This window comes from Pseudonocardia aurantiaca (assembly GCF_039526725.1).
GTDB lineage: Bacteria > Actinomycetota > Actinomycetes > Mycobacteriales > Pseudonocardiaceae > Pseudonocardia > Pseudonocardia aurantiaca.
This window is the reverse complement of sequence record NZ_BAAAJG010000007.1, coordinates 105,794-129,515: the sequence shown is the minus strand read 5'-3', so window position 1 is coordinate 129,515 and position 23,722 is coordinate 105,794. Positions and strand designations below refer to the sequence as shown.

The 23,722-nt window shown below is 69.1% G+C and carries 18 protein-coding genes; 2 read left to right on the top strand and 16 right to left on the bottom strand.

The genetic code is table 11. The features are described from left to right. Positions 1–46: 46 nt before the first annotated feature. From ABD143_RS09675 to ABD143_RS09665, 3 genes are all read right to left on the bottom strand, one after another. Positions 47–520 carry a flavoprotein gene (locus ABD143_RS09675; RefSeq protein WP_343974491.1) on the bottom strand — a complete coding sequence of 158 codons (474 nt, stop codon included), beginning with the start codon at positions 518–520 and terminating at the stop codon, positions 47–49. Further along, positions 520–1,662 carry a helix-turn-helix domain-containing protein gene (locus tag ABD143_RS09670; protein ID WP_343974488.1) on the bottom strand — a complete coding sequence of 381 codons (1,143 nt, stop codon included), beginning with the start codon at positions 1,660–1,662 and terminating at the stop codon, positions 520–522. Before ABD143_RS09670 ends, ABD143_RS09675 begins: the two co-directional genes overlap by 1 nt. 114 nt (positions 1,663–1,776) lie before the next feature. Next, complete coding sequence (locus ABD143_RS09665) at positions 1,777–2,229, bottom strand: phospholipase D-like domain-containing protein (protein ID WP_343974485.1); 453 nt, start codon at positions 2,227–2,229, stop codon at positions 1,777–1,779. Positions 2,230–2,267: 38 nt separating this feature from the next. On the opposite strand from ABD143_RS09665, the gene ABD143_RS09660 reads away from it, so the two are divergent. Continuing rightward, positions 2,268–2,567 (top strand): hypothetical protein, encoded by a 300-nt coding sequence (locus ABD143_RS09660; RefSeq protein WP_343974482.1) that lies wholly within the window; start codon positions 2,268–2,270, stop codon positions 2,565–2,567. Between the two features lie 113 nt (positions 2,568–2,680). On the opposite strand, the gene ABD143_RS09655 is transcribed toward ABD143_RS09660, so the two are convergent. Continuing rightward, the gene (locus ABD143_RS09655) at positions 2,681–3,259 is read right to left on the bottom strand and encodes a TetR/AcrR family transcriptional regulator (protein WP_343974479.1); all 579 of its coding nucleotides are present in this window, start codon (positions 3,257–3,259) and stop codon (positions 2,681–2,683) included. Positions 3,260–3,344: 85 nt separating this feature from the next. Here ABD143_RS09655 and ABD143_RS09650 point away from each other — a divergent pair, with 85 nt between their 5' ends. Then, entirely contained in the window at positions 3,345–4,226 is an 882-nt protein-coding gene (locus tag ABD143_RS09650; RefSeq protein WP_343974476.1) for an SDR family oxidoreductase, read from the top strand. Between the two features lie 182 nt (positions 4,227–4,408). Here the strand turns inward: ABD143_RS09650 and ABD143_RS09645 are convergent, their stop codons facing one another. The 12 genes from ABD143_RS09645 to ABD143_RS09590 form a co-directional block, all read right to left on the bottom strand. Beyond that, positions 4,409–4,723 carry a DUF2695 domain-containing protein gene (locus ABD143_RS09645; protein ID WP_343974473.1) on the bottom strand — a complete coding sequence of 105 codons (315 nt, stop codon included), beginning with the start codon at positions 4,721–4,723 and terminating at the stop codon, positions 4,409–4,411. A 122-nt stretch (positions 4,724–4,845) separates the two neighbouring features. Beyond that, the gene (locus tag ABD143_RS09640; protein ID WP_343974470.1) at positions 4,846–5,760 is read right to left on the bottom strand and encodes an HNH endonuclease; all 915 of its coding nucleotides are present in this window, start codon (positions 5,758–5,760) and stop codon (positions 4,846–4,848) included. Then, positions 5,754–11,588: an anti-phage protein ProA gene (locus ABD143_RS09635; protein WP_343974468.1), complete on the bottom strand. Its 5,835-nt coding sequence runs from the start codon at positions 11,586–11,588 to the stop codon at positions 5,754–5,756. The genes ABD143_RS09640 and ABD143_RS09635 overlap by 7 nt, the downstream gene beginning before the upstream one ends. Positions 11,589–11,714: 126 nt before the next feature. Next, positions 11,715–12,131, bottom strand: a complete 417-nt coding sequence (locus tag ABD143_RS09630) for a hypothetical protein (RefSeq protein ID WP_343974465.1) — start codon at positions 12,129–12,131, stop codon at positions 11,715–11,717. Positions 12,132–12,155: 24 nt separating this feature from the next. After that, positions 12,156–13,652 (bottom strand): serine/threonine-protein kinase, encoded by a 1,497-nt coding sequence (locus ABD143_RS09625; protein WP_343974462.1) that lies wholly within the window; start codon positions 13,650–13,652, stop codon positions 12,156–12,158. 30 nt (positions 13,653–13,682) lie between these two features. Further along, positions 13,683–16,724, bottom strand: a complete 3,042-nt coding sequence (locus ABD143_RS09620) for a type I restriction endonuclease subunit R (RefSeq protein ID WP_343974460.1) — start codon at positions 16,722–16,724, stop codon at positions 13,683–13,685. A gap of 64 nt (positions 16,725–16,788) precedes the next feature. Further along, a complete protein-coding gene (locus ABD143_RS09615) occupies positions 16,789–17,142 on the bottom strand; it encodes a hypothetical protein (RefSeq protein ID WP_343974458.1) in 354 nt (117 codons plus the stop codon). Between the two features lie 3 nt (positions 17,143–17,145). Further along, on the bottom strand, positions 17,146–17,604 hold the full coding sequence (locus tag ABD143_RS09610; protein ID WP_343974456.1) for a hypothetical protein: 459 nt from the start codon (positions 17,602–17,604) through the stop codon (positions 17,146–17,148). Positions 17,605–17,682: 78 nt separating this feature from the next. Continuing rightward, on the bottom strand, positions 17,683–18,597 hold the full coding sequence (locus ABD143_RS09605; RefSeq protein ID WP_343974454.1) for a restriction endonuclease: 915 nt from the start codon (positions 18,595–18,597) through the stop codon (positions 17,683–17,685). A 1-nt stretch (position 18,598) separates the two neighbouring features. Then, a complete protein-coding gene (locus ABD143_RS09600) occupies positions 18,599–19,768 on the bottom strand; it encodes a restriction endonuclease subunit S (protein WP_343974452.1) in 1,170 nt (389 codons plus the stop codon). After that, entirely contained in the window at positions 19,765–21,738 is a 1,974-nt protein-coding gene (locus tag ABD143_RS09595) for a type I restriction-modification system subunit M (protein WP_343974450.1), read from the bottom strand. Before ABD143_RS09595 ends, ABD143_RS09600 begins: the two co-directional genes overlap by 4 nt. 69 nt (positions 21,739–21,807) lie before the next feature. Beyond that, entirely contained in the window at positions 21,808–23,703 is a 1,896-nt protein-coding gene (locus ABD143_RS09590) for an N-6 DNA methylase (protein WP_343974447.1), read from the bottom strand. Positions 23,704–23,722: the final 19 nt, after the last annotated feature.

Below are 23,722 nucleotides of genomic sequence, written 5' to 3'. Positions count from 1 at the left end.
GCGCCGCCGACCCGCAAGATCGTGCGACCCACACAGACGTGCGGGTTCAGCCGAGGGCGTCGACCACCCACAACGGGTCAAACGCGGCCACGACCTCCGGCCCGGTCCCCGACTGCACGGGCGCCGGATCGCCGCGCCGTCCTGTCCGCGGGTCCACGCACCGGACGCCGGCGTCGGCGAGGGTCCGGATGGTGGACGTCCACACCGGATGCCCCCAGAGCCGGTTGTTCACCATGGGGACCGCGACCACCGGAATCCCGCCACCCAGCGCGTCGCACAGCACCCCGGCCGCGCTCGTGTCCATGATCCCCGCAGCGACCTTGTTCGCCGTGTTGAACGTGAGGGGGCAGGCGACGACCGCCTCCGGCCGCGGGCGGTCGCCGTCCGACGGGCCAAACCACTGCCCTGCCGCCTCGGTGACCACGAGCGAGACGCTCCAGCGGCTGCCAAGCGCGGCGCGGACCTCGTCAGCACGAGCGGCAAGCGGCGCCCCGCACACCACCAGCGTCAGCGGGCGCATCAGACGACGACACCTGCCCGGTGCGCGAGGCCGCGCACCGCCGCCCCGCTCGAACCCCGGGCGCGGGCGAGGAGTTGGCGGATGGTGTCGCGCGCGACCGCGTTGCGCCGCGTGACCTGCGGTGCGGCTCGTTCGATCTCGAGAAGCGCCACGAGCGCCTCCGCGTCCCGCCGCCGCTGCGCGTGCGCCCACGCGACGTCCAGCTGGACCTGTACCCGGCGGCTACGCAACGCCTCCGGCAGCTGGTCGACGTCGACAGCTTCCGCGGCAGCGAGCGCGCCTGGGGCGTCGCCGAGCTCGACGGCGACCGACACCCGGTGGATCGCGACGTTGGTCGGGCCGAAAGCCGTCCAGCGGTAGTTGGCGTCCTCACCGAGGTGGTCGGCAAGTCGCTGGGCGCGGTTGAGGCGCTCGCCGGAGGCTGCAGCGTCGGTCCGCCTAGCGGCGGCGACCGCGGCGATGAGCCAGAGCGCGCCGGCGACGCTGCACGCGGCCGGGTCAGCGTCGTCCTCGAGCCGGGCTGCAGACGTAGCAGCCAGCTCCTCTGCGAGCGCCGACCGCGGAGTCGGGAGCAGCGCGCACACCACTTGGTAGACCGCCATGCCGACATCAGCAGGACCCCCGCTGCGCCTCGCCGCCGCCCACGCCCGGTCGGCCGCGACCAGCGCGAGATCGTGCGACCCGATCTTCGTCAGCGTCTTGGCCGCGACCGTGTAGCCGCGAGCGATCAGCGCCGCGTCCTGCCCGTCGAGCGCCGCGATCAGGCCCGGGAGAGCAGCAAGCACCTCGTCGTAGCGGGCGGCCTGGTAGGCAGCATGCAATTCTGGAACGGCCGACGCGACGTCGAGAACCGGCTCGGCGGCCACGCCGACGAGCAGAGTCCGCTCGATCTCGACGACATCCATACGAACCGGTGACCGCTCCGGTTCGCTCGCCTGGCCGCTCCCGGCCAGGGTGCCGATATCGACCCGCAGGACTCGGGCAAGGTCGCGGAGGACCGTGTAGCTGTCGACGGTGCGCAGGCCGCGCTCGACCTGCGACAGCCACGATTCCGAACGGCCCACCAGGCCCGCGACGGCGGCCTGGCTGAGGCCGCGGCGGCGGCGGTGGAGGGCGATGCGGCGGCCGATCGGTTCGGTCACGATTCGATCGTTGCACGGCGGGGGCCGCCTGCAGTTCGCCTACGCCGAGGAGCACCGGTGGTGGCGGCCGCGGCAGGGGACCGGCTGAGCCGCCCCGGGTCGGTGAGCGCGTGCCTACAGCGCGACCCGGTTGTTGCAGGGCCGGCAGTGCCAGAACAGGCCCGCGGCCTTACTCCGGCTCCGCCGCACGTCCATGGTCCGGCCACATGCCCTGCAGGCCCGCGGAGTTCCGATCTCTGCGACACGCAGCTCCGCCAGCAGGCGTGCCGCGAACGCCCTGCCCTCCATCGCGATCATGATCTCCCGGGTCGTCCCGGGGGTGTTCGACAGCGAGTTGAGGCTGCCGATCAGCACGACCTCGTCGTCGATGACAACGATCTTGCGGTGCTCCTGGTCGGAGCGAATGACCGTTGCGCCCGACGCGAGGAGGCCGGGCAGCTGGCGCTGCGCCCACTCCCTGGCCATGTTGCGATCTTCGTCGGGGCGCAGGAATAGGCGGACGTCGACTCCCGCTCGGCAGCCGCGTGGATCATCGGTACCACCTAACGTGCTCGGTTGGCGATCCACGGCGACCACATCCAGACGGACTGCCGCGCCCTGCCGAGGTGATTTTCGAGCTCGCGGCCGAAGGTGTGCTCGTCGCGGACGTCCGTCACGAGCACGATGCTGGTCTGTGGCCGAGCGTTGACCGTCGGCAGATCAGACGCATCGCGGAGGACCTGGGCATGCGCCGGGTCGTCGAGTGCGCGGACGCGGCTCTGGCCACCCTGCTCGCGAACGACCGGACACTGCGAGCGCATTGCACGCGCATCGGCGACCGGCACCTGCTGCTCGCGGCGGGCGCTGAGGCGAAGGTGCGCGCGGCGATGCGGAAGCTGGGCTACGCCCTCGGCCCCGGTAGCTGACCGTCAACTAAACAGTGACTCGGGACACTAGAACGCCTCACAGCTGTCGAACGCAGGTAGACGAGCGATGGGGTCGATGCGCAAGTAGCCGATGAGCGGGTGAGGTTGTCCAGTCAGCCCAGCGATGCGCTCGCCGCACGCAGCTCGTCCAGGGCCGCCAGGGTGTACCCGGCGAGCTCGTCCTCGGCGTCACGGTCGCCCTCGGACCATTCGGCGTACCCCCGTTTGAAGGCGAGGACGCCCAGCTCGCTCGCGAGAGCCGCGGTCGGATCAGGTACGCCGCGGGCGACCAGAGCGGCTGTCATCGCGGCCGCGAGGCTGACGCTCTTGAGGGCGTCACGCTCCTGAAGTTCGGCGCTGGCAGCGACCGCCGCCTTCAGGCGAGGGGCAAGCTCACGATTCACGGGGCCCATCGCGCTCGCGGCGCGTTCGAGACCGGCAGCGACCGCCTCGAGCGGGCTGGCGTTCCCGGGCGCCTCGGCGATTCCCTCGGCCAGCAGCCGGCTCAGCGTCTCCTGCCCGGCCGCCAGCAGCTCGCGCTTATCGGGGAAGTGCCGAAAGAAGGTGCTTTTGGTGACCCCGGCGCGCTCGGCGATCTGCGCGACCGTCGTGGCGTCGTACCCCTGCTCGGTGAACAGGTCGACGGCAGCCACGACGAGGCGTTCGCGCGCCCCTGGTTCCCACCGACCCATGGGTCCATCATATGCGATGGGACTCTTGTCCCATCACACTGCTAGAGTGATGGGACAAGAGTCCCATCACTTGCGGGAGAGTTCCATGCGCATCTTTGTCACCGGTGGCACCGGTCTGCTCGGGTCCGCCGTCGTCGCCGAACTGCTCGGCAACGGCCACACCGTTCTCGCCCTCGCCCGCTCCGACGCGTCGGCGCTGGCCGCCGAGGCGGCCGGCGCCGAGCCGCTCCGGGGAGCTCTCGCCGATCTGGACATCCTTCGCGCCGGCGTTGCTCAGGCCGACGGGGTGATCCACCTGGCTTTCGGCAACGACTTCAGCAGCCCCGACGCCCTCGCAAAGGCGGTCGCCGAGGAAAGTGCCGCCCTCGCGACCCTCGGCGAGGAACTCGTCGGCAGCGACCGCCCCTTCGTCACCGTCTCGGGTACGCCCTATGCGCCGGTTCGCGTCTCCACCGAGGCCGACCCGCTGCCGACCGACGGGCCGGTCGGTGGTCGCGGTCGCGCGGTCACGGCGGTCCTGGGCCTGGCCTCCCGCGGGGTCCAGAGCACGGCCGTACGCATGCCGCGCACGGTTCACAACCAGGGCACGGGCGGGTTCGCCGGTTTGCTGACCAACATCGCACGCCGGACCGGAGTGTCCGGCTACCCGGGCGACGGCGCACAGCGCTGGCCGGCCGTGCACGCGCTCGACGCGGCAGTCCTCTTCCGGCTCGCCCTGGAGCAGGCGGAAGCCGGTACCTCCTGGCACGCCGTGGCCGACGAGGGAGACAAGGTGCGTGACATCGCCGCGGTCATCGGCCGACGGCTGGGCCTGCCGGTCGAGTCGGTGCCAGCAGAGACCTTCGGCCCTCTCGGCCCGATCTTCGCGACCGACCAGCCCTCGTCCAGCACCCACACCCGGCAGGCGCTCGGCTGGGAGCCGAAGCACCCCAGCCTTCTGGAGGACCTGGCGAACATCCAGCCCTGACCACATCGCCGAGCTTCTCCACCGCACCACTCTCGGCAACGACCTCGGCGCTACGGCGGCACTCCACCGCCGCGCCGCGCATCTCCTGGAGCACGTCCCTCTGATCGGAGGATGACGGCGGCCACGCCCTCGGCCCGGATAGCTGAACCGCGACCGAGGGTGATGCGTGGTGCATCCAGGCCTCAGACCGGCTCGGGCTCGTCGTCGGACACACCCGGGACGTTCAGCAATACCTCGCAGTCGCAGTAGCCGCCGTTCCCCTCGAGCTGGGCCTGCAGCGACGGCCAGTCCACTCCCCCGTCGACGGCCCACTGCCGAGCAGCGCGAAGGGTGTTGTCGCAGGCTTGTTTGTCGAGGCCGCGGGCGACGGCCGCTGCCAGCGCGGACTGCTGCTCCGCGGTCAGGGCCAGTGCCGGCGCTCGTGGGGGCATGTCGTCGTCCCAGTCGTCGAACTCCTGGTCGCGGTCCCACGGCCAGTTGCTGAAGGAGGAGGTCATGAGGACGAATCTGGCACCGCTCACCGACATTCTCGGCAACGGAACGAGGGGCCCCGCACCGCGAGCGATGCGGTCCGGGCCCTCGCCGCTATGGGTTCGCCCGTGTCAGCCCGACGTCAGGCTCAACCCGCCGATCGGAACCGCGCGTACCGCTCCTCGAGTAGATCCGCGTCCGGTCGCTCGGCCCGGACCTTCGGCAGCGCCATCAGTCGCTGACCGTGCCGGCCCTTCAGACCGTGCTCCAGCATCGGGCCGTCGATCTCCTCCAGCAGATCCGCGCGGATCTCCACCACGAGGTCCGGCCGAATTCCGAGCACAGAACTGTCGTAGGCGGCGTGGTGGATCTTGCACATCGCCAGGCCGTTCCGTACGGACGCGATTCCGGCCTCGTCGCTGTCCGGCACGATGTGGGCCGCGTCGAGCAGCTCGGAATGGCGCAACGCGCACACCGCGCACCTCGTCTCGTAGGCCCGCAGCACCGTGGCGCGGAAGACTGGCTGGTGCAGCCGCTGTTTGGTCTGTCGGATGATGTAGCGCCGCACCTGCTCGGTGATCTGGTCTCCTTGCGACACCAGTCCCCTCGCCACATCCGCATCGATCACGAACTGGTGTTGCTCCGGCTCCTCCCACAGGAGGTACACGGGGTAGATCGGCTTGTAGACGCCTGGAGCCACACCGAAGAACCAGATGAGCGGCGCCTCCTCCGTCATGGCGGCCCGAAGTGCGCGGTTCTCCGCGTGGTCGGGGTCGTCGCCGCGCCACTTGTACCGGAGCAACCCGTCCGGCCCCACCTCGTCGGCGTACGGCCGCTCCTTGCCCTCGACGGTGTAGACCGTCCGGATCGAAAACGCCGACGAGAGCTCGCGGGGCTTCCGGATGCCGCGCTGGGCGTCCATGAGGCGGAAAGGGCGCCCCTCCACCTCGAAGTCAAGGAGGTCGTTGGACGATATCGGCAGTTGCCCGTCGTTTGTGCGGATGGTGAGCCAGCGCTGGGCTTCCCGCCGCAGAACCGCGTCGAATTCCGGGCCGATCAGCACGGCGTGACCACGGCACCGTCGAATCGCAACCGACCGGACCGGACGCCGAGCTCCAGCGCAGCGTCCAGGCGCTCGGTTGCGCCTCGGGTCCGCCGTCGCCACCCGAAAACGGCCAGCACTTCACGGTGCAGCTCCTCGCGCGACATCCCCGCTGCAGCCACTGTTGTGGGCACCATCGCATTGACGATCTCGCGCAGCGGCACGTGCTCGAGCGGGCGATCGACCCCCTCCGGAGTGCTGCGGAACCCCGTCCACTCCTCGGGGACCCGGGCAGCGGGCCAGACGACCGATTCCACGCTGTCCTGGCGCAGCGCAGGCGGCAGGTGCCGCAAGATCGCGGACTTTCGGGATTCCGCGACGCGGTTGAGGCCGAATCCGTTCGCGACCAGCCGCGCCAGCCTGTCGGTGTGAATCGGCCCCTCTGCGGCCACGACCTCGGCGAGCGCGGCGGAAACCGCCGACGCCGCCGACCGCGTCGGAAGGGCGTCCAGCACGTCGACGCGCCCGAGGTGACGCACCGCCCACGGGACGAACACCTCGATGGCCGTGGGCCATGCGACATCGACGATCGGTGGCGCCACGCTCGCGGCTGAGGCGATGAGCGGCACAACCGGCGTCTCGGCGACGCGCGCCGATACCTCCACCGTTCGTAGTTCGCGCGTGTCGTCCGGGGACGCGACCGGTGGCGGACTCTCAGTGACCGGCGCCGCCGGTCGGCTGGCCTCCGTGGCCACCAGGCGCTCGACGACCGCATCCGGATCCGCGAGCCACGTCGGCAACCACACTCGCTCGACGGCAGGCCAGCGCAACACATCGGTCAGGACCTCACGCGGGAGCGCGTCTCGGTCTCGCACGGTGAGGCGATTCGACCACGCGGTCCCGTCGAGCAGAACCGCGACCCGCGGCTCGTCGGGATCGCCCAGCACGAGATCGATCGCGAATTCGGAGAGCCCGACGTTCGCCTGCACCGCCAGGCCTCTGTCCCTCAGCCGCGAGGCGATCTCCTCGCGGTGCCGGTCGGGAACGCTGCCGCGCTGCGCCTTGCGCGGCAGCACGGAAGGCCCGTTGGCCGCCATCTCGAGGTATGTGCGCAAGTGCCTCAGCCCAACAGACGACGTCTCCTCCGTGCGCAACTGCCCCGGATCGAAGCTCGAGTAGACGATCACCTGCCGGCGAGCGCGGGACACCGCGACGTTCAGGCGGCGCTCGCCGCCAGCGCGGTTGAGCGGACCGAAGTTAAGCGGCAGCACGCCCTTGTCGTTGACGCTGAACGCGGTCGAGAAGAGGATCACGTCGCGCTCGTCGCCCTGCACGTTTTCGAGGTTCTTGACGAACAGACCGTCCGGGTTCTCCAGAGCGTCGACCAGCCGCTGGTCGTCGACATCGCGCAGCAGACCCTCGATGAACGTGCGCTGCTGCTGGTTGAACGTCACCACGCCGAGCGAGGGCGGAGCGTCCGGCGACGCGGCGAAGCGCCGCCGGATCTCGGCGACGACCGCCTCGGCCTCTACCGGATTGGTCCGAAGCGTCGCGCGAGGCCCGGAACGGTGGAAGTGTCCGTCCACCCGCACGAGGGAGATCCCGGTCCCGCTCGTCGCGGGAGCGGGGAACGAGGACAGCCCACCGTCGTAGTAATGGTGGTTGCTGAACGCGATCAGTGATTCGTCCTGGCTGCGGTAGTGCCATGACAGTCTGTGGCGCTCTACTCGCGCCTGCACGCATTCGGTGAGGATCGACTCCTCGTCCTCGACAACCTCTGTGGAGCCGTCAGCGTCGAGGTCGTCCGCCCCGAAGCTGCTCTCCGCAAACGACGTCGGTGGCATCTGCATGCTGTCGCCAACGATGACCACAGACTTGGCTCGGCCCATTGCGCCGATCGCGTCGGCGACGCGCACCTGAGAGGCCTCGTCGAACACGACGATGTCGAAGAGGCCGGCGGTCGCGGGGAAGAACCGCGAGAGGGAATCCGGACTCACGAGAACGCAGGGCAGGGCGCGAGTGATCACATCACCGAACGTGCTCATCAGCTCGCGCACCTTCATGCCGCCACGCTTGGCCGTCAGCTGGCGCTGCAATTGGCCGACCTGACCCCCGGCCGCGCGCGGGTTGAACCCGCGCGCCGCGAGGACCTGATGTGGGACGACGGTCGCGAGGTGGCCCCGCACCGCGCGGGAGGCCGTGACGAACCTCGAGATTGAGCGCTCGTGCGCTGCGGAGTCGAACGTCTCGAGCCCGGTCGTCCGCAACCGTTCCCCGATCGAGGCGCGGGCGAGCCCCAGCTCGAACGAGCGGCGCGCGTCATCCGGGTCGAGCGCGCCAGAGAGCACCGTGGCCCGGGCATCATCGAGGCGTTCGGCGCGCAGTGGCTCGAGGTGTGCGAGCAGGTCGAGCCAACGCCGCAGCGAGCCGAGCTGCGGGTCGGCCAGCGCACGCTCCGCCGCGGTGAGCCTCCAACGGCCCAGCAGACCGGGGTCGCCCGCCCACTCAGCGATTGCGGCCGGCCTGACCCTGCACGACTGCAGCAGCATCTCCCCTGCGGTAGCAGCCTCGCGGATGGGCCGGGGATCAGCCTTGACCCGGGCGGCAAGAACCATCTGCAACGACGGCGCGAACCGCGCTCGCTCCGGGTCGGGGTTCGCCGGATCGACCACCTGGCCGGCCCGTCGCACCCGATCGATCCGCGCGTCGAGTACGCGGCGACCCTCTTCGGTGAACGGGTTCCAGCCGGGCGGGAGCACCAAGCCGGGGATCGCGTAGATCTTGGCGGCGAGTGCACCAACCGCCGTCTCGAGCTCGACCAGCATGCCGGTCAGCTCGGTGAGCCGCTTCGGCTTGACGCTCGATCCGGGCCGGAGCGCAGGCCCGAGCCGCTCCCGTACGGCGATCAGGCGCTTCCTCCGCCCGAGGAATCCGGACGCGGCTGCGGCCTTGGCGTCGGCGTCGATCTCGCCGATCGGCAGGCCGAGAACTTCGGGCGTCACGACGTCGAGCCCGGCGTGCGGTGCCGTGGCGAAGACCGCGACCTCGTCGACGATCGCACGGACGGCCCCGTCCCACCGGGGCGTGCGGGATTTGTTGAGCACGTCCAGGGGGATCGCCGCGTCGGCCAGCTCGGCGAGGACGGCGAGATCCGCCGGCACCCGAACCGCCGCGAGCGCCGGGCCGAGAACGCCCGGCAGCGTGGGCAGCACTTTGTCGAATCGCCGCGCCGCGAGCAAGACGGCGCCGACGTCGATCCCCACGGCGGAGTCGATGAACGCCCACGGGTGCTCGCGTCGGGGCCGCGCGGCGTCCGCGCGGTCGGGCAGTGTGCTGAAGAGCTGCCGCAGCCGCGTGACGCTGTCGGGGCCGCCCCCGGTGAGCAGCGACTCGGAGACCGGAATCGGTCCCACGTCCTCACCGATCGCGAGCTCTGCGCCGCGGGCGGCGTAGAGGGAGAGGCCGGCACCGTTGCGCTCGTGCAGCTTGTACGCGTAGCGCGTGAGCCCCCGGCGCGAAGCACGCAACTCCTCGGTCTTGATCACATGGTCCTGGCCGTCCGCGATCACGACGTGGTCGAGGCCTCGCTTGATCTGCTCGCGGACGGCAGCGGGCTTACTCCCCTTGTCGTGCAGGTCGAGAGATAGCGGTCCCATGCCGACGGCATCGAGCCGCTTCTGCACGACGTCGAGCGCGGCCCGCTTCTCGGCGACGAACAGGACCCGCTTGCCCTCCGCCACCGCGTGCGCCAGCAGGTTCGTGATGGTCTGCGACTTGCCCGTTCCCGGCGGCCCCTCCAGAACGAACGTGCGGCCGGCAGTGGCCTCCGCGATGGCCCGTAGTTGGGAGGCATCGGCGGGCACAGGGCAACGCTCGTCGAGCCCGTCGAGGTCGTGGCCGACCGGCGAGCCAACGGGGTCGACGAAGGCGTCTGTGGGCGTCCTGATCAGGTGGGCGACAAGCGGGTTCTCGGCGAACGTCGACCAGTTCTCGTCGAGGTCCTTCCACAGCCGGAACTTGGCGAACTGCAGCACGGCCAGGTCTGCAGTCGGTTCGACCCGGAACCGCAGCCCACGCCCGGCGATCGCGCGACGCGTCGCGTCGAACGCGGCATCGAGGTCGATGCCCGAATCATCCGCGACCGGATCGGCGAGCCCGGGGACGTCCAGCCCGTGCACCTGCCGCAGCTTCTCCACCAAGCAGTAGTTCGGGGTCGAGGAGCCCGCCTCGTCAATGGAAAGCCGGTAGCGGCCGCCACGGCCTGCCGCCTTCAGGACGACCGGCACCAGGATCAGCGGGGAGCGGAGCGCACGCCCGTCGAGGTCCCACACAAGTGAGCCGAGGGCCAGGTAGAGGTTGTTAGCACCGGTCTCCTCGAGGATCGTCCTCGCCTTGTAGGCGAGACCACGCATGCGCGACGCATACGCGCCGTCGGTGACGTCGACATGGACCGTGCGCTTGCCCTCCAGCAAGTCGACCAGCTGTGCCTGCGGCAGGTCCCGTCCGTGGCGGACTCCGCGCTCACGGTCGATCGCAGCCAGGTCGTCCGCCGGGCGCAAGGTGATCGAGGTGTCCCTGTTCAGCAGGTCTTCGAGCTGCCCGAGCCGCCCCTCGGGCACGGCCAGCGACAGCGCAGACCGCGCGGTGAAGTTGACCAGCCGATTGCGCAGGCTGAGATCGAGCAGGGCGTTCTTCCAGTTGGCGACGCGCGGGGGCTCGCTGGTCCTCCCGGCTGCTGCCCGGCCGGGAGCAGTCTCCGGCGCGTACCCCGGCGCGGTCGCCGCCGGCACGTACTGGGTGACGATCACCTGGCCGTCGTCGCCGCGCGTCCGCGCGGGCAGCGGGATGATGCGGTCCACTCGCGCCTGGTGGACGTCGACGACGCCGATGACGCTCTCCAGGTCACCGGTCAGGTGAGCTGTGTACGGCAACCGCTGCGCCTCGGCGAACGGCACCGGATCGGGACGAACCGTCAGCACCGTGGTTTCGACCAGGCCGATCTGCCCCAGATCGATCCGGTTGACCACACCGCCGGTGTCGAACTCGGCCACGGTGCCGAGGGAGGACGCCTCACGCCAGTAGCCGAGGAAGGCGTGGCCGTCGACGACCCAGATAAGTGGCCGGACGCCGGCCTGCTCCAGCGCCGCAGCCATGACGACGACGGTGTCCAGGCAGGTCCCGACGCGGTCGTCGAGCACCTCGGCGGGCGTCCGCACCTTCTGTCCGATGTCTGCCCAGCTGGCCGCCGGTTCGGCGTAGCGGATGCCCCGTGCCTGCATCGCCGCGTACACGGCGGTGACGATCTGGTCTACGCGCTCCGGGCCGGACTGGTAGCCCTCCAGCGACGGGCTGCCCGTGCTGCTATGCAGCCGCTGGGCAACCTCCGGCATCAAGGCTGTGATCGCCGGGTGGTTCGGCATGACGTGCGCGGCGAGCATCTCCAGCGCGAGCGCTGGCGGCGTGGCGAGCCACTGGTGCGCGGCGAGGACCCGCGTCCGGAAGATCTGCTCGGCTCGCAGCTCACCGCCGATCTCCAAGCGCGCTCGAATGGCGGCCGGGCGCTGCTCCTCCACTTGCAGCATCGCAGCCGGCTCGAGGAGGAGCTTGAGATCGGTCAGGACCGTGGGCTGACCGGCTCGCAGGTCGAGGAGGATCTCTTGCGGGGCGCCGATCGAGCCGCTGGCGTCGGCAACCTCCAGCCGCAGGCGGGCCGCCTGGACGTCGGTGGGGACGTGCTCGATGGCGAGGCGCGAGATCACGGGGATCTCGTTGTGCGCCATCGCGTAGCTGAGGACGGGCCGGGCTTCGAGGGTGATCGTGGTCCGCGGCACGGCCCGTTCTTGCGTCATTCGTTTCTCCTCGCTCACTGCTCCACGCAGCCGGTCGACGTGACCGTCACTTGTCTCATCGCCTGTGCTTCCCATGCTCGCGGCGCGTTCCTGCATCGAGAACACGGCGCTGACCCGGTGCGGGAACTACCGAGCCCGCTTCGGTGGCACACGCACAACGCACACCTGACACACCCACAGGATCGGATCGCCCTTTCCGTTCTCCAGACCTCTGGCCCGCGCGAACCGGGCACGAGCTTTTTCATCATCGATCGGGCCGACCAGAAGCACCTCCCGCCACAGACTGCCGCCGGGATCCTGATACGTCACCCAGTCAGCGCGATGCGATCTGCGCAGGAATTGACAGTCGGGATCATGGTGAATTGTGTCCCCGGTCTTCGTGACGATCACGTGGCCGGGCGAGGGGTTGAGCACGCCGATGCGGCCGTCATAGCAGCCGTCGTAGAGGACGGTCCCGTCGGCACGGATCGATGGCGTAGCAGGCGACCGAGCGTTGTCGCCGTCCTCTGCTACGACCAGGTGGATATCGTCGGCCTGCTCCATATCGCCCCACTGCGCTTCTCGGTACTACTGATTCCTACGACGCCCTCGCCCGCGATCCACGCGTTCGAGCAGTTCCGCGATGTCTCGCGCTGTCATGTGGTCCTCACCGACGGTCTCTTCAAGGTCGGCGAGAAGACCGCGCAGAGCCCTGCTGGCCTCTTCAAGCGCGCCCGACGACGCCAGGAGCAGAGCAACCTGCCGCCGGAGGTTGACGACCTCAGGGTCTGTCGCGCCCCGTTCGACACGTACGAGGTCGAGCACGTCGGTCAGTTCGTCAACGGCCGCAGACAAGTCGCCGAGTTCGGCCCGGCAAGTGGCGACCTGCATCCGGCACCGCAAGACGTCCTCGTCGCCCGCGCCGCGCAGCGCGGTCAGCTCCGTCACGAGCGCTTGGAACTCCGGCTGTGCCCGGGCGAACTCGCCACCGAGCAGCAGCGTGTTCGCCAGCTGAAGGCGAGTACCGCGCAGCTGAGCCGCGGGCTCAAGGGCACGGCGGAGGCGCCGGTCGAGCAGCTCCGCCGCCTGCGTGAACCGTCCCTGCTCGGCCAGCTCCACGGCCTCGGCTCGGATCTGCTCCAGCGGCACGTTGGCGGCGTCAGGCGCGACTGGTTGATGACGACGCCGGGGTGCCGGTGCGAGGGGTCGGCGGTAGGGGCTGGTCGGATCAAGCGGGTCCTCGGCGACACCTCGCGCGTCGGGCAGCGGCAGAAGCGGCCGGAGGCGCTGGTACACCTCCGCCGCGTCCGGGGGCCGCGCCTCCGGATCCTTGGCCAGCAGGTCGAGGACGAGGTGCTCGACCGCCTCCGGCACGTCGTCGCGCAGGCTTCGCAGCGGCACAGGTTCGCGCTCGAGGTGCGCGTACATCTGCGCGGCCGGGGTCGCGGCGGCGAAGACCTCCTCACCGGCGAGAATCTCGTGCAGGACGCAACCGAGCGCGTAGAGGTCGGTGCGGGGGCTGGCCGTCGCCGACGTGAGCTGCTCGGGCGCCATGTAAGCCGGGCTTCCGACGGTCTCCCCGGCCGCCGTCACCCGGGTGATCTCCGGATCGAGCAGGGCGGCGACGCCGAAGTCCAACACACGAACCGTGCCGCCGCGGGCGAGCATCACGTTCCGCGGCTTGAGATCACGGTGGACTAGCGAGACGGCGTGGGCCGCTGCGAGGACCGCGGCGATCTGCGCCCCGATCGCCACCGCCCACTCGATGGGCAGCGCTCCCATGCCGTCCAGCACGTCGCTCAGGTCCTTGCCGTCAACGAGCTGCATGGCGATGTAGAGGACGTCGCCGTCCGCGCCGACGTCGAAGACCGCCGGGACACCCGGGTGTTCGAGGCGCGCGGTCAGCCGCGCCTCCCGCTTGAACCGGGCAATGGCTGATCGGCCCTGGCTCCCGGCCGGAACGAAGTCGGGGCGCAGGAGCTTGAGCGCGACCCGCCGGTCCAGGCGGGTGTCGTAGCCTGCCCACACCTCGCCCATGCCGCCTCGCCCGATTGCGGCCGTGACCTCGTAGCGACTCGCGATCACCCGCGCCGCTCCCCCCGGTGCTGCCACAGCTCAGGCCACGTCCCGCCGCAGTGCCTCGTACGCGTACCGGCGCGCCAGTTGCGTCAGCTCCGCCTTGAAGCCGGTGTCGTCCGTGAACTTCTGCAGGACCTTGGTGTCGTCCTCGATGCGCTCGATGAGCTTGTCCTCGAACACCGCGTCGAAGACGTGGCCGAAGTTTTCCTCGTCGTTCACCATCGCCGCGGCGCGCACCTTGGGCACGCTCATCGCCGCTCTCGCCGAGCCACCAATCAGGTCCTCGTCGCTGAGGTTGACGCCGAAACGGTCGTTGAGGTCGGCGATCAGCTCGGACAGCGGCACCTGCTCCGGCTCCTGCTTGCGGCCCGTGCCGTCGCCCGTGAACCCGGGGAGCACCTGCTCACCCTCGGGCGTGAGGCTCACGTCGTGGTCGCCGGTGCGCACGATCCGCAGGTGCGTCAAGTCGACCTGGCCGAGGTCCATGCCGGGGTCCTCGCGCCGCGGCAGCCGGGTGAGCAGGTGCCGCCCGTAGACGTAGAGCCGTTCGAGATCCCGGTCCTGATACGACACGACCTGGGAGAGGAAGCCGTACATCCGGACGTAGCTCTGCAATGCCGACCGGAACTCCTCGGCAGCCTCTGGCTCGTCGTCCATCAGCTGCGCGAACCGGTCCCGCGCGGGGTCGGTGAACCGGTAGAGATCGGCGTGCGCGCGCTGCCACTGCGCCTCGGTGCTTGACCTGGATTCCGCGGCGAGGTACGCCGCCGCGAACGCCTCCATCTCCGACTCGACGAGCAGAGCGAAGCCCATGACCGCGCGCTCGGCGCCGTAGAGCAGGTTCGGGTCGGCGGGCGGGGTCGTGGTCGTTTCGTAGAACGGCTTGAACTCGGTGCGGATGTCCTCGGCCTCGTTCGCCATGTCGAGGACGAGCAGATCCTCCTGGCTCTTGAGCGGGTGCGTGCGGTTCAGCCGCGAGAGCGTCTGCACGGCCGCGACGTTCTGCAGTTTCTTGTCGACGTACATCGTCGTGAGCAGGGGCTGGTCGAAGCCGGTCTGGTACTTGTCCGCAACGACGAGGATCCGGTACTCGGGCTTCGGGTTGACGTCGGCGTGCGGGTCGTCGGCCCGCGTGTAGGCGAACTTCTTCGGCAGCTCCGTCTCGCTGAACCCGTTGACGCCGACCTCGGTGACCTTGTCCTCCTGGCTGCCGTCCACCGCGAGCTCGCCGGAGAACGCGACGAGCAGGCCGCAGTCGTCGTAACCCCGCATCTCCGCGTAGGCGACAAGCTTGCGGTACAGCCGCACGGCGTGGTCCCGCGAGCTGGTCACCACCATCGCCTTCGCCCGGCCGCCCAGGCGGCCGGCGACCTTCTCGTGGAAGTGCTCGAGGATGATCTCGGCGCGTTGCTCCAGGCTGGCCGGGCTGAGCACCGCGAACCGGGCGAGCTGAGTCCTCGCCTTGCGCTCGTCGACGTCGCGGTCGTCGGAGTTCGCATTCGCGAGCCGCCAGTACGTCTTGTACGTGACGTAGTTGCTGAGGACGTCGAGGATGAAGCCCTCCTCGATCGCCTGGCGCATCGAGTACACGTGGAACGGCTGCGGATTCCCCGTAGCCGGGTGCGGCGTACCGAACAGATGCAGCGTCTTGGCCTTCGGGGTGGCGGTGAAGGCGAAATAGGACAGGGTCTTGTGGCGGCCGCGGGCCAGCGCTGACGCGGTGAGCGGGTCGCCGTCCTCGTCGAGGTCGTCGCTGCCCAGCTTCAGCAGCACCCTCTTGAGCGCGGCCGAGGACTCCCCCGACTGCGAGGAGTGCGCCTCGTCGACGACGATCGCGAACTTCTTGCCGCGCAGCCCGCTGACCTTGTCCAGCACGTGCGGGAAGGTCTGGAGGGTGACGATGAGGATCTTGGTCGTCTCGCCGGACAGCGCCTCGGCGACCTGCTCCGACTTCGCGCCCGGGTCCTTGTCACTGATCTTGCGGACGACCCCGCCGTGGTGCTCGAACTGGTAGATCGTGTCCTGCAGCTGCGCGTCGAGGACCGAGCGGTCGGTGATCACGATGACCTTGTCGAACACCGACTCGTTCTCCGTGCTGTACAGGTTGGACAGTCGGTGCGCGAGCCACGCGATCGTGTTCGACTTGCCGGAACCGGCGGAGTGCTGGACGAGATAGTTGTGCCCCGAGCCGTGCTCCGCCGCGTGGTCGACGAGGGCGCGGACCGCGTGCCACTGGTGGAACCGCGGGAAGATCATCGCGCGCTGGTGGACGGTCTGGCGGCCGTTCGCCTTCTCCAGGTGCAGGAAGCGCCGGATGATGTCCAGCCACGCCTCCGGCTGCCAGACCTCCTCCCACAGGTAGGACGTCCGGTACCCGTCCTTCACCGGCGGGTTGCCCGCACCCCCGTCGACGCCGGGCCCTTCGGAACCGCGGTTGAACGGGAGGAAGCGGGTCTTGTCACCTAGTAGCCGGGTCGTGATGAACACCAGCTCGGGGTCGACGGCGAAGTGCACGAGGGCACGGCGGGCAAAGAGCAGCTCACGCGGGTCGCGGTCGCGCCGGTACTGCGCCTTGGCGTGCTCCACGGTCTGCCGGGTGAGTGGGTTCTTCAGCTCCGCGGTGGCGACCGGGATGCCGTTGACGAACAGGACGAGGTCGAGGGACTTGTCCGGAGTTGTCACCGAGTAGTGCAGCTGCCGGGTGACGGTGAGCCGGTTCTTCTCGTACTCGACGAGGGCGTCTTCGGCGAGCGTGTGGGCGGGCCGGAAATAGGCGAGGCGGAAGAGCAGCCCGCGGTCCTTCACGCCGTGGCGGAGGACGTCTAGCGTGCCGCGGGACTCGATCTCCGCCGCGACACGTTCGGCGAACTTCCGCTGAGCGGCGTCGGGGTCGCCCCCCTCGAACGTGACGAGCTGGTCCCACTTCTCGACCTGGGTGGCACCGATGAACGCGAACAGCTCGGCGGTGTCGAGGCCGAGCTCGCGGTGGTAGTTGGACGCCTGGCCCTTCAACCAGCCCGAGTCGAGCATCGCCCGCTCGATCGCGTCCTCGAACGCGATCTCCTTGTGCACGCTCATCGGTGCGCTCCTGACCTTCTCGGCGTGGATAGGGCGAGCAGGCGGCGCAGAGCGGGCGTACTCGCTACTCGGTGGCTTTCGGGTGCGCCGGGCTGGCGGCGACGACCCAGACGATGCGGCGCTCCGGATCCGGGCAATACCAGATCAGGCCTCCTGCGGTGACCTCGTACTGCCACTGCTCCAGGGGCCGACCGCCGATCACGCGCTCGGCGAGCTGCCCACGCAGCCGGTGCTGGCGCGCCGGGTTCTCCGGCCGGGTGGGCCGTTCGGTGAGCACCACCCAGGCCTCCCACGTGTTCGCCCGAGCGACCCGACAGAGCTCCTCCCAGCCCTTCACCGCCTCGGAGGTTGCGAACCGGGCCTCCCAGCCGCCAGGACGAGCTGGCGGAGCGACCCGATCGCCGCGCTTGACGGGCACGGATCAGCTCCCGTCGGGCGCCGGAACCGGGCCCATGTCCCCGTCGATCGGTCGGGACAGCTCCGCGGCGAGCGCTGGGTCTGTATGAATCGCGGCGGTCGCCTTCCACTCCACCAGCACCTGCGACAGCACTTCCCACTGCCCCAGCTCCGCCGATACCTGCACCGCGCGGACGAAGTCCATCGCAAACCGGGGCTTGTCGCCGTCCGGCAGCAGGTCGACCCAGGGGAACTCCTCGCTCAACGACTCCAGCGCACCCTCTGCCGAGAGGTGCACGAACGCGTTGCGCAGGGCTCGCGCCGCTGTCACGGCGCCCTCGGCTGACGCGCTGGCCCGGTCCTCCCGGACGAGCAGCAGCGGCACGCCGTCGCGACGCCGGACGCGGACGTCGCCCTGGTCCGCAAGCGCCGCCACGCTCTTCGGGTCGCGCTGCAGCTCGCTCCACTGCACCTCGGTGGTCACGAGACCAATTCTGAACTTCTTCAGAAGTCTCCGCAAGTGCGCGCCCCGGCGGCCCAGCCTGGCGCATGATCGCTCGGCTCACTGGTCGAAGAAGTCCTCGTCGAGCCGCTTGAGCACGAACGTGCTCTCGTCCTGCACGCCGACGTTGTGCAGGATCATCAGCTCGGCGAGCCGGCGGCCGTCGATGAACACGATCCGATTGGGAATGCGCTCGACGTGGGCGCGAGCCTCGGCACTGAAGCGGCTCGTCGTGATGAAGACGCCGCGGTCGGCATGCTGACCGTGCAGTGCACCGACGAAGGCCTGTATGTCGGGGCGACCGACGGTGTTGTCGGCGGCGTAGCGCTTGGCCTGCACGTAGACCCGATCCAAACCGAGGACGTCCTGCCGGACGACGCCGTCGATTCCCCCGTCGCCGGAGCGGCCGAGGTGCTCGGTGCTCGCGCCCGCCCGGCCGCCGTAGCCCATGGCGCTGAGCAGCGTGAGGACGAGCTGCTCGAGGAAGGCGGGCGGCTGGTCGAGCACGCGCTGCAGAACCTCGGCCGCAAGAGCTTCGTTGCTCTCCCGGACGGCCGAGGCGATCGCCTCGAGCGGGGTGCCGTCATCCTGCGCAACGTCATCGGCGCTCACCGGTTCCGCGGAACCGGACTTGGTGCGGGCCCGGAACTCCAGGTAGTCGTCGAACCGACTAAGCAGCTGCATGTCGACCCGCTCCGGCCGCTCGGCCAGCACCTCCTTGCCGCGGGCGGTGATCTGCACATGTCCCCGGCGGGGGCGGGTGAGCAGGCCGGCCTGCACGAGGTGCGTCAGCGCCCACTGGATGCGGCTGTCGAACCTGCTCCCGCCGCTCGTGAGCCGCTCGGCCAACTCGTCGTCGGTGGCGTGGAACAGGCGCGCGCACTCGTCTCGCAGGTTGCGCCACGGATGGACGGCGCCGTCCGATGCCTGGTCCAGGATCGGCAGCATCGCGTCCTGGAAGTTAGGGATTGCCATCTCAGATAGCCATCTCGCGAGCGGTGGTGACGTCGAGCTGCCCATTGACCGCCCCCGTGATCAGCGCGCGCCGACGTTCGGTCATAAGGCATACCTGTCGAGCGCTCCATTTGCTCAATTCCGAAACCAGAACCCTATGTTTCTCAAACGCGCACGCAAGATCTCGCTGCCGCATGATGGAGAGGTGAGGAATACGAAAATCTCCGGCAGCTGAAACGTTTACCTGCCTTTGGGCGGCGCCAACGCTTAACGCCTGCCACTGGCTGCGACCGAAACGAGAATTGTATACATGACAAAGGAAGTCGCTATCAACCCTTTCGCCAGGACGAGTAATCATCACGGAAGCGCAATTCGATCCATTCGCCTCGGGCGGGACGACGGCGGACACACCCGGTTCACCAACTCGCACAGAAACTATATCGCCGCATCGCAAGATCGACTTGCGAAGCAATCGATTGGAGGCCGACGACATTCGCTGGGCCCTCTCGACAGCAAGAACAAACGGCGACACGTCGACACCTCGGAAGAATAAGACATCCCCTTCCGGGTCGACGTATGTCGACGGATTCACAACAACGCCCACCGTCAGCCCATCGACTGCGCGCCGCAACGGCTCGTAATCAACGCTGCCGCCTGTCAGCTCCAGATCAACAAAGGCCTCGAAACGCTCTTGTGCCAGCTTGACAGCTTGAAGTCGCACCGACGCTAAGCTATCCAGCCGTGCTGTTTCGGCATCGAGGAAGTCAGCTACCCGCCTTTGCTCGCCAAGATCCGGCAAGTCAACCCGAACAGATCGGAGCATGTCCATCGTCAAATGGGTCATCGCCGACCCGTGCATCTGACCCCGAAACTGATCCAGCTTCGACTCAAGGAGCCAGCGCAGCCAACGCTTGTCAACCCCTGCTCTCGGCCTAACATTGAAGAGGTGCTGATTCAGAGCAGCGGGCCCACGATCCCAGATTCGGACCGCTAAAGAGCCCGACCACGAGAAGATGAGATCGCCATCCTCGACTCGACCCTTCGGTGGGACAGGTCCATCGACTAAGTCAGGCTCCGATGAGGAATCAATCAGTTGCCTGATTCTGACAACCGGAATTCCCCGGTCCGAGAAATCATTAGATGTAAAAGGAAGACCATTTACATAATCAGCCAAATGTAGGAGCGAGGTCACTCGGCTACCTCAGTCAGTAGGCGCTGAATCTCGGCTTCCAGCTCTTTCAACTCCGCATCGATCTCCGCCAGTGGCCTCGGGGGCTTGTAGACATAGAAGTGCCTCGTGAACGGAATCTCGTACCCGATCTTCGTCTTGCTATCGTCCACCCACGCATCCGGCACGTGCGGCAGGACCTCACGCTTCAAGTACTCGTCGATGTCCTCGAGCAACGGCACGTTCTCGTTGTCCCGCAGGTCCGGGTCTGGCAGCGGGTTGCCGTGACGGTCGGTCTGCAGTTCTCCCTCCGGGTCGCTCACCAACACCGCCGCCCACACCGCCTTGTCCACCGTCGCGGGCAGCTTGCCGAGCCCGGCGAGCGCCTCAGCGAGAATTCCGGCGAACTCGACCTTGCGGAGCGACGCCGGCTGCCCGACGAGCCCGCGCAGCGCGGCGAGCAGCTTGTCCCGCGCCTCGTACTTCGCGGGCGGCTTGGCGACCTCCAACTCGGCGAGCGCGTCCTCGGTCACCTCGAACCGCAGCCGCAGCGGTCGCTCGACGGTGATCCGTTGGTACCCGAAGTCGGTGGTCGCCAAGACCTTGACCTTCGTGTGCAGCGGGTGCGACTCGTCCTCCGCCGCCGTCAGCGCCTCGCGGTAGAGAGTCGTCAGGTCGGCGATCTTGTCGTCGGGGACATACTTGCGCTTGTCCCCCAGCGACTTGCGCATCTTCGCCCAGTGCTCGCGCCCGTCGAGCAGGATCACCTTGCCCTTGTGCGCTTCGTCCTTCCGGTTCGTCAGGATCCAGAAGTACGTGGAGATGCCGGTGTTGTAGAAGAGCTGGTCCGGCAGGGCGACGATCGCCTCCAGCAGGTCGTTCTCCAGGATCCAGCGGCGGATCTCCGACTCCCCCGACCCCGCGGCGCCGGTGAAGAGCGGCGAGCCGTTGAAGACGATCGCGATGCGGCTGCCGCCCTCATCAGGGCGCTTCATGTGGTGGATCATGTGCTGCAGGAACAGCAGCGACCCGTCGTTGATCCGCGGCAGGCCAGCACCAAAGCGGCCAGCGTGGCCGAGGCCGGCCTCGCGCTCGACGTCGTCCTTCACCTTCTTCCACTCGACGCCGAAGGGCGGGTTCGCGAGCAGGTAGTTGAAGCGCTGGCCGTAGAAGCGGTCGCCCGAGAACGAGTTGCCGAACTTGATGTTGTCGGCGTCCTCGCCCTTGATCATCATGTCGGAGCGGCAGATGGCGTAGGACTCGGCGTTGAGCTCCTGGCCGTAGACCTTCACCGTCGCGTCCGGGTTGTGCTCGAGGATGAACTCCTCGGCGGCAGTGAGCATGCCCCCGGTACCGCATGCCGGGTCGAGCACGGTCTTGACCACGCCGGGCGTGGTGAGGTCGTCGGTATCCGGCGCGAGGAGCAGGTTCACCATCAGCTTGATGACCTCGCGCGGCGTAAAGTGCTCACCGGCCGTCTCGTTCGAGATCTCGGAGAACTTCCGGATGAGCTCCTCGAACGCATAGCCCATCTGGTGGTTGTCGACGGTCTCGGGGCTGAGGTCGATCTCGGCGAACTTGCTGGCCACGTGGTAGATCAGCCCGGCGTTGTCGAGCCGTGACAGCTGGGTGGAGAACTCGTAGGACTCGAAGATCTCGCGGGCGTTCGGCGAGAAGCCGGCGATGTAGGCCTGCAGGTTGCGGGCCACGCTGTCCTGGTCGCCGACCGAGGCCCGGAAGTCCAGCCGGCTCGTGTTGTAGAAGCTGCGGCCGGACGCCCGCTTGAGCATCCCGTCCATGTTCTGGATGCGGCCCTCGAGCTCGGCCTTTTTGTCGAGGACGGCCTGCCGGGTCGGCGCCAGCACGCAGTCCAGCCGGCGCAGCACGGTGAACGGCAGGATCACCTTGCCGTACTCGGACTGCTTGTAGTCCCCGCGCAGCAGGTCGGCCACCTGCCAGATGAAGCTCGCGAGCTCCTGGTTCTTGCTGCTCAACCCTCGTACCCCGTGTCCGTCATCGTGCCTGTCCTCTCGTGCCGACTACTGCATGTCGTCGATCAGTGCTCAGGTGTTGCGGCGTGGTTCGAGCACCCCCGTCGCCACGCCGTCCACCAGCGACTGGGTGACGTCACGTCCCAGCGCAGCCGCCTCGTCGAGCGCTCGGGCGAACGCCGCGATCCGGCGGAACGTATCGCCGTAGCGCCGCTGCTCCTCCAACGGGAGGCGCGGCACCTCGACCCGGCGGACGTCGAACCGGTGCATGCCCGACATCGAGCCTGCGCTCCGCAGCGCCTCGCTGCTCCGCAGGAACCCGGCTAGGAACCAGGGGTCGACCTGCTCGGGGTCAGGCCGAACCAGGTGGACGTTGGGCCCAAGCAGCGCGCCGCCCTCCTCCACGACAACCGCGGTCGGACGCGGCGCCACCACCGGGACGACAACGTCGCCCGCTCGTAGCCGGACCGCGTCGAGCGGCTCGTTGGCGCCCGGCGCGAGGCGTCCTGACGGGGCGCTCCCGGTAACGAGGTCCCGTGCCGTCAGAACGGGGGTGCCGGCGCCCTCGTTGCCGATCTCCCACCGCCCGACCTGCTGACGCACGAGCAGAGCGCCTGATCGGGCGAGCTCGCCGAGGGTCACCGAGGCGCGATGCCCTCCCTCGCCGACCGGGGCGACGTCCGGGAGCAGGTTCGGCAGCCCGCCGACGAGATCGAGCAGCCTCTTCCGTACCGATCCGATGTCGACGATGTCCACGGCGGGGCGCAACCGGCGGGCCGGCGCGAGATCGACCTCGTCGTCGAGGAGGTCGATCGCCGGGACGACCCGGAACACGCTCTCCTCGGAGACTCCGGCGACAGGGCGCCCCAGCCATGCGGCCCGGACGCGCTCCGCGACGGTTGACCAGCCGAGCTCGTCCAGCCGCTGTGACGCCCCGGCGGTCGTGTCGACGAGCAGCAGCCCGTCCGCGGCGGACCCCGGCTCTGGTTGTTCGAGCACCCACAGGTGCATCGGCAGGTTGACAGGCGGCACCGCTCCGGCCGGCAGCGCGATGACAGCCCGCAGAGCACCGCGGCGAAGCAGCTCGGATCGGATCGGCCGGCCGGACCGTCGCGACGCGACCGACGGCGGCATCACCAGGACGGCCCGGCCACGTGGGCCGAGGTGCGCCAGGCAGTGCTGGACCCACGCCAGCTCGGACTCCCCCTTCGGCGGCAGTCCGTAGACCCACCTGCCGTCGTACTGGAGTTCCTCGAAGCCCCAGCTCCGCACGTTGAACGGCGGGTTGCAGAGCAGCGCCTCGACGGTGGTGCCGGCGAAGGCGTCGTCCCGGATCGAGTCGCCGACGCGGACATCGGCCGGGCCGGTGCGGAACGCAAGCCTGGCGGCGGCGAGCGCGGCGAGACCATGATCGATCTCCTGGCCGAGCACCTGGACGTCTTCCGGGACCGCGCGGAGCAGCGACCCCGTGCCGCACGCCGGATCCAGCACGCTGCCGGATGTGACGTCCGCAAGCTCCACCATCAATTCCGCGAGCTCGGAGGATGTCGTCGCGAGCTGGCGGGAGTGTGCCTCGACGTATCGGCGGAGCAGCCTCTCGTACGCCTCCCCGGGACCGGCGTCCCGGGCGAGCTCGTCGAGCGCTCGCCGCAGCCCGTCGTCGAGCAGAGGTTGGGCGCCTCCGCCCGCGAGGTAGCGGCCGGCCGAGGCCAGGACATCGGCGACAGGATCGCCTCCAGCCGCCTCGTCCAGCTGGTGCCAGGCAAGCTCCAGCCCCGACTGCGCCCCCAGTTTCCCCTGTTCACGCAGCCAGTTCTGGATGTCCGAAAGCCGGAAAGTGGGGCTCGTTTCGCTACCACCGGCAGGTTGCGGGAAGTCCGGGTACCGGCGACGCCAGTTGCTGACCGCCGCACGACCGACACCCGCCAACCGGGCCACCTCGGCAGCCGTCATCAGTGCCCGCTCCATCTGCCACCTCCCTTGTTGG

Bases quoted from the DNA above. Each gene is read 5' to 3' on its own strand.
- ABD143_RS09675 (WP_343974491.1), bottom strand. From the start codon at position 520: ATGCGCCCGCTGACGCTGGTGGTGTGCGGGGCGCCGCTTGCCGCTCGT.
- ABD143_RS09655 (WP_343974479.1), bottom strand. From the start codon at position 3,259: ATGGGTCGGTGGGAACCAGGGGCGCGCGAACGCCTCGTCGTGGCTGCC.
- ABD143_RS09650 (WP_343974476.1), top strand. From the start codon at position 3,345: ATGCGCATCTTTGTCACCGGTGGCACCGGTCTGCTCGGGTCCGCCGTC.
- ABD143_RS09645 (WP_343974473.1), bottom strand. From the start codon at position 4,723: ATGACCTCCTCCTTCAGCAACTGGCCGTGGGACCGCGACCAGGAGTTC.
- ABD143_RS09635 (WP_343974468.1), bottom strand. From the start codon at position 11,588: ATGACGCAAGAACGGGCCGTGCCGCGGACCACGATCACCCTCGAAGCC.
- ABD143_RS09630 (WP_343974465.1), bottom strand. From the start codon at position 12,131: ATGGAGCAGGCCGACGATATCCACCTGGTCGTAGCAGAGGACGGCGAC.
- ABD143_RS09620 (WP_343974460.1), bottom strand. From the start codon at position 16,724: ATGAGCGTGCACAAGGAGATCGCGTTCGAGGACGCGATCGAGCGGGCG.
- ABD143_RS09605 (WP_343974454.1), bottom strand. From the start codon at position 18,597: ATGGCAATCCCTAACTTCCAGGACGCGATGCTGCCGATCCTGGACCAG.
- ABD143_RS09590 (WP_343974447.1), bottom strand. From the start codon at position 23,703: ATGGAGCGGGCACTGATGACGGCTGCCGAGGTGGCCCGGTTGGCGGGT.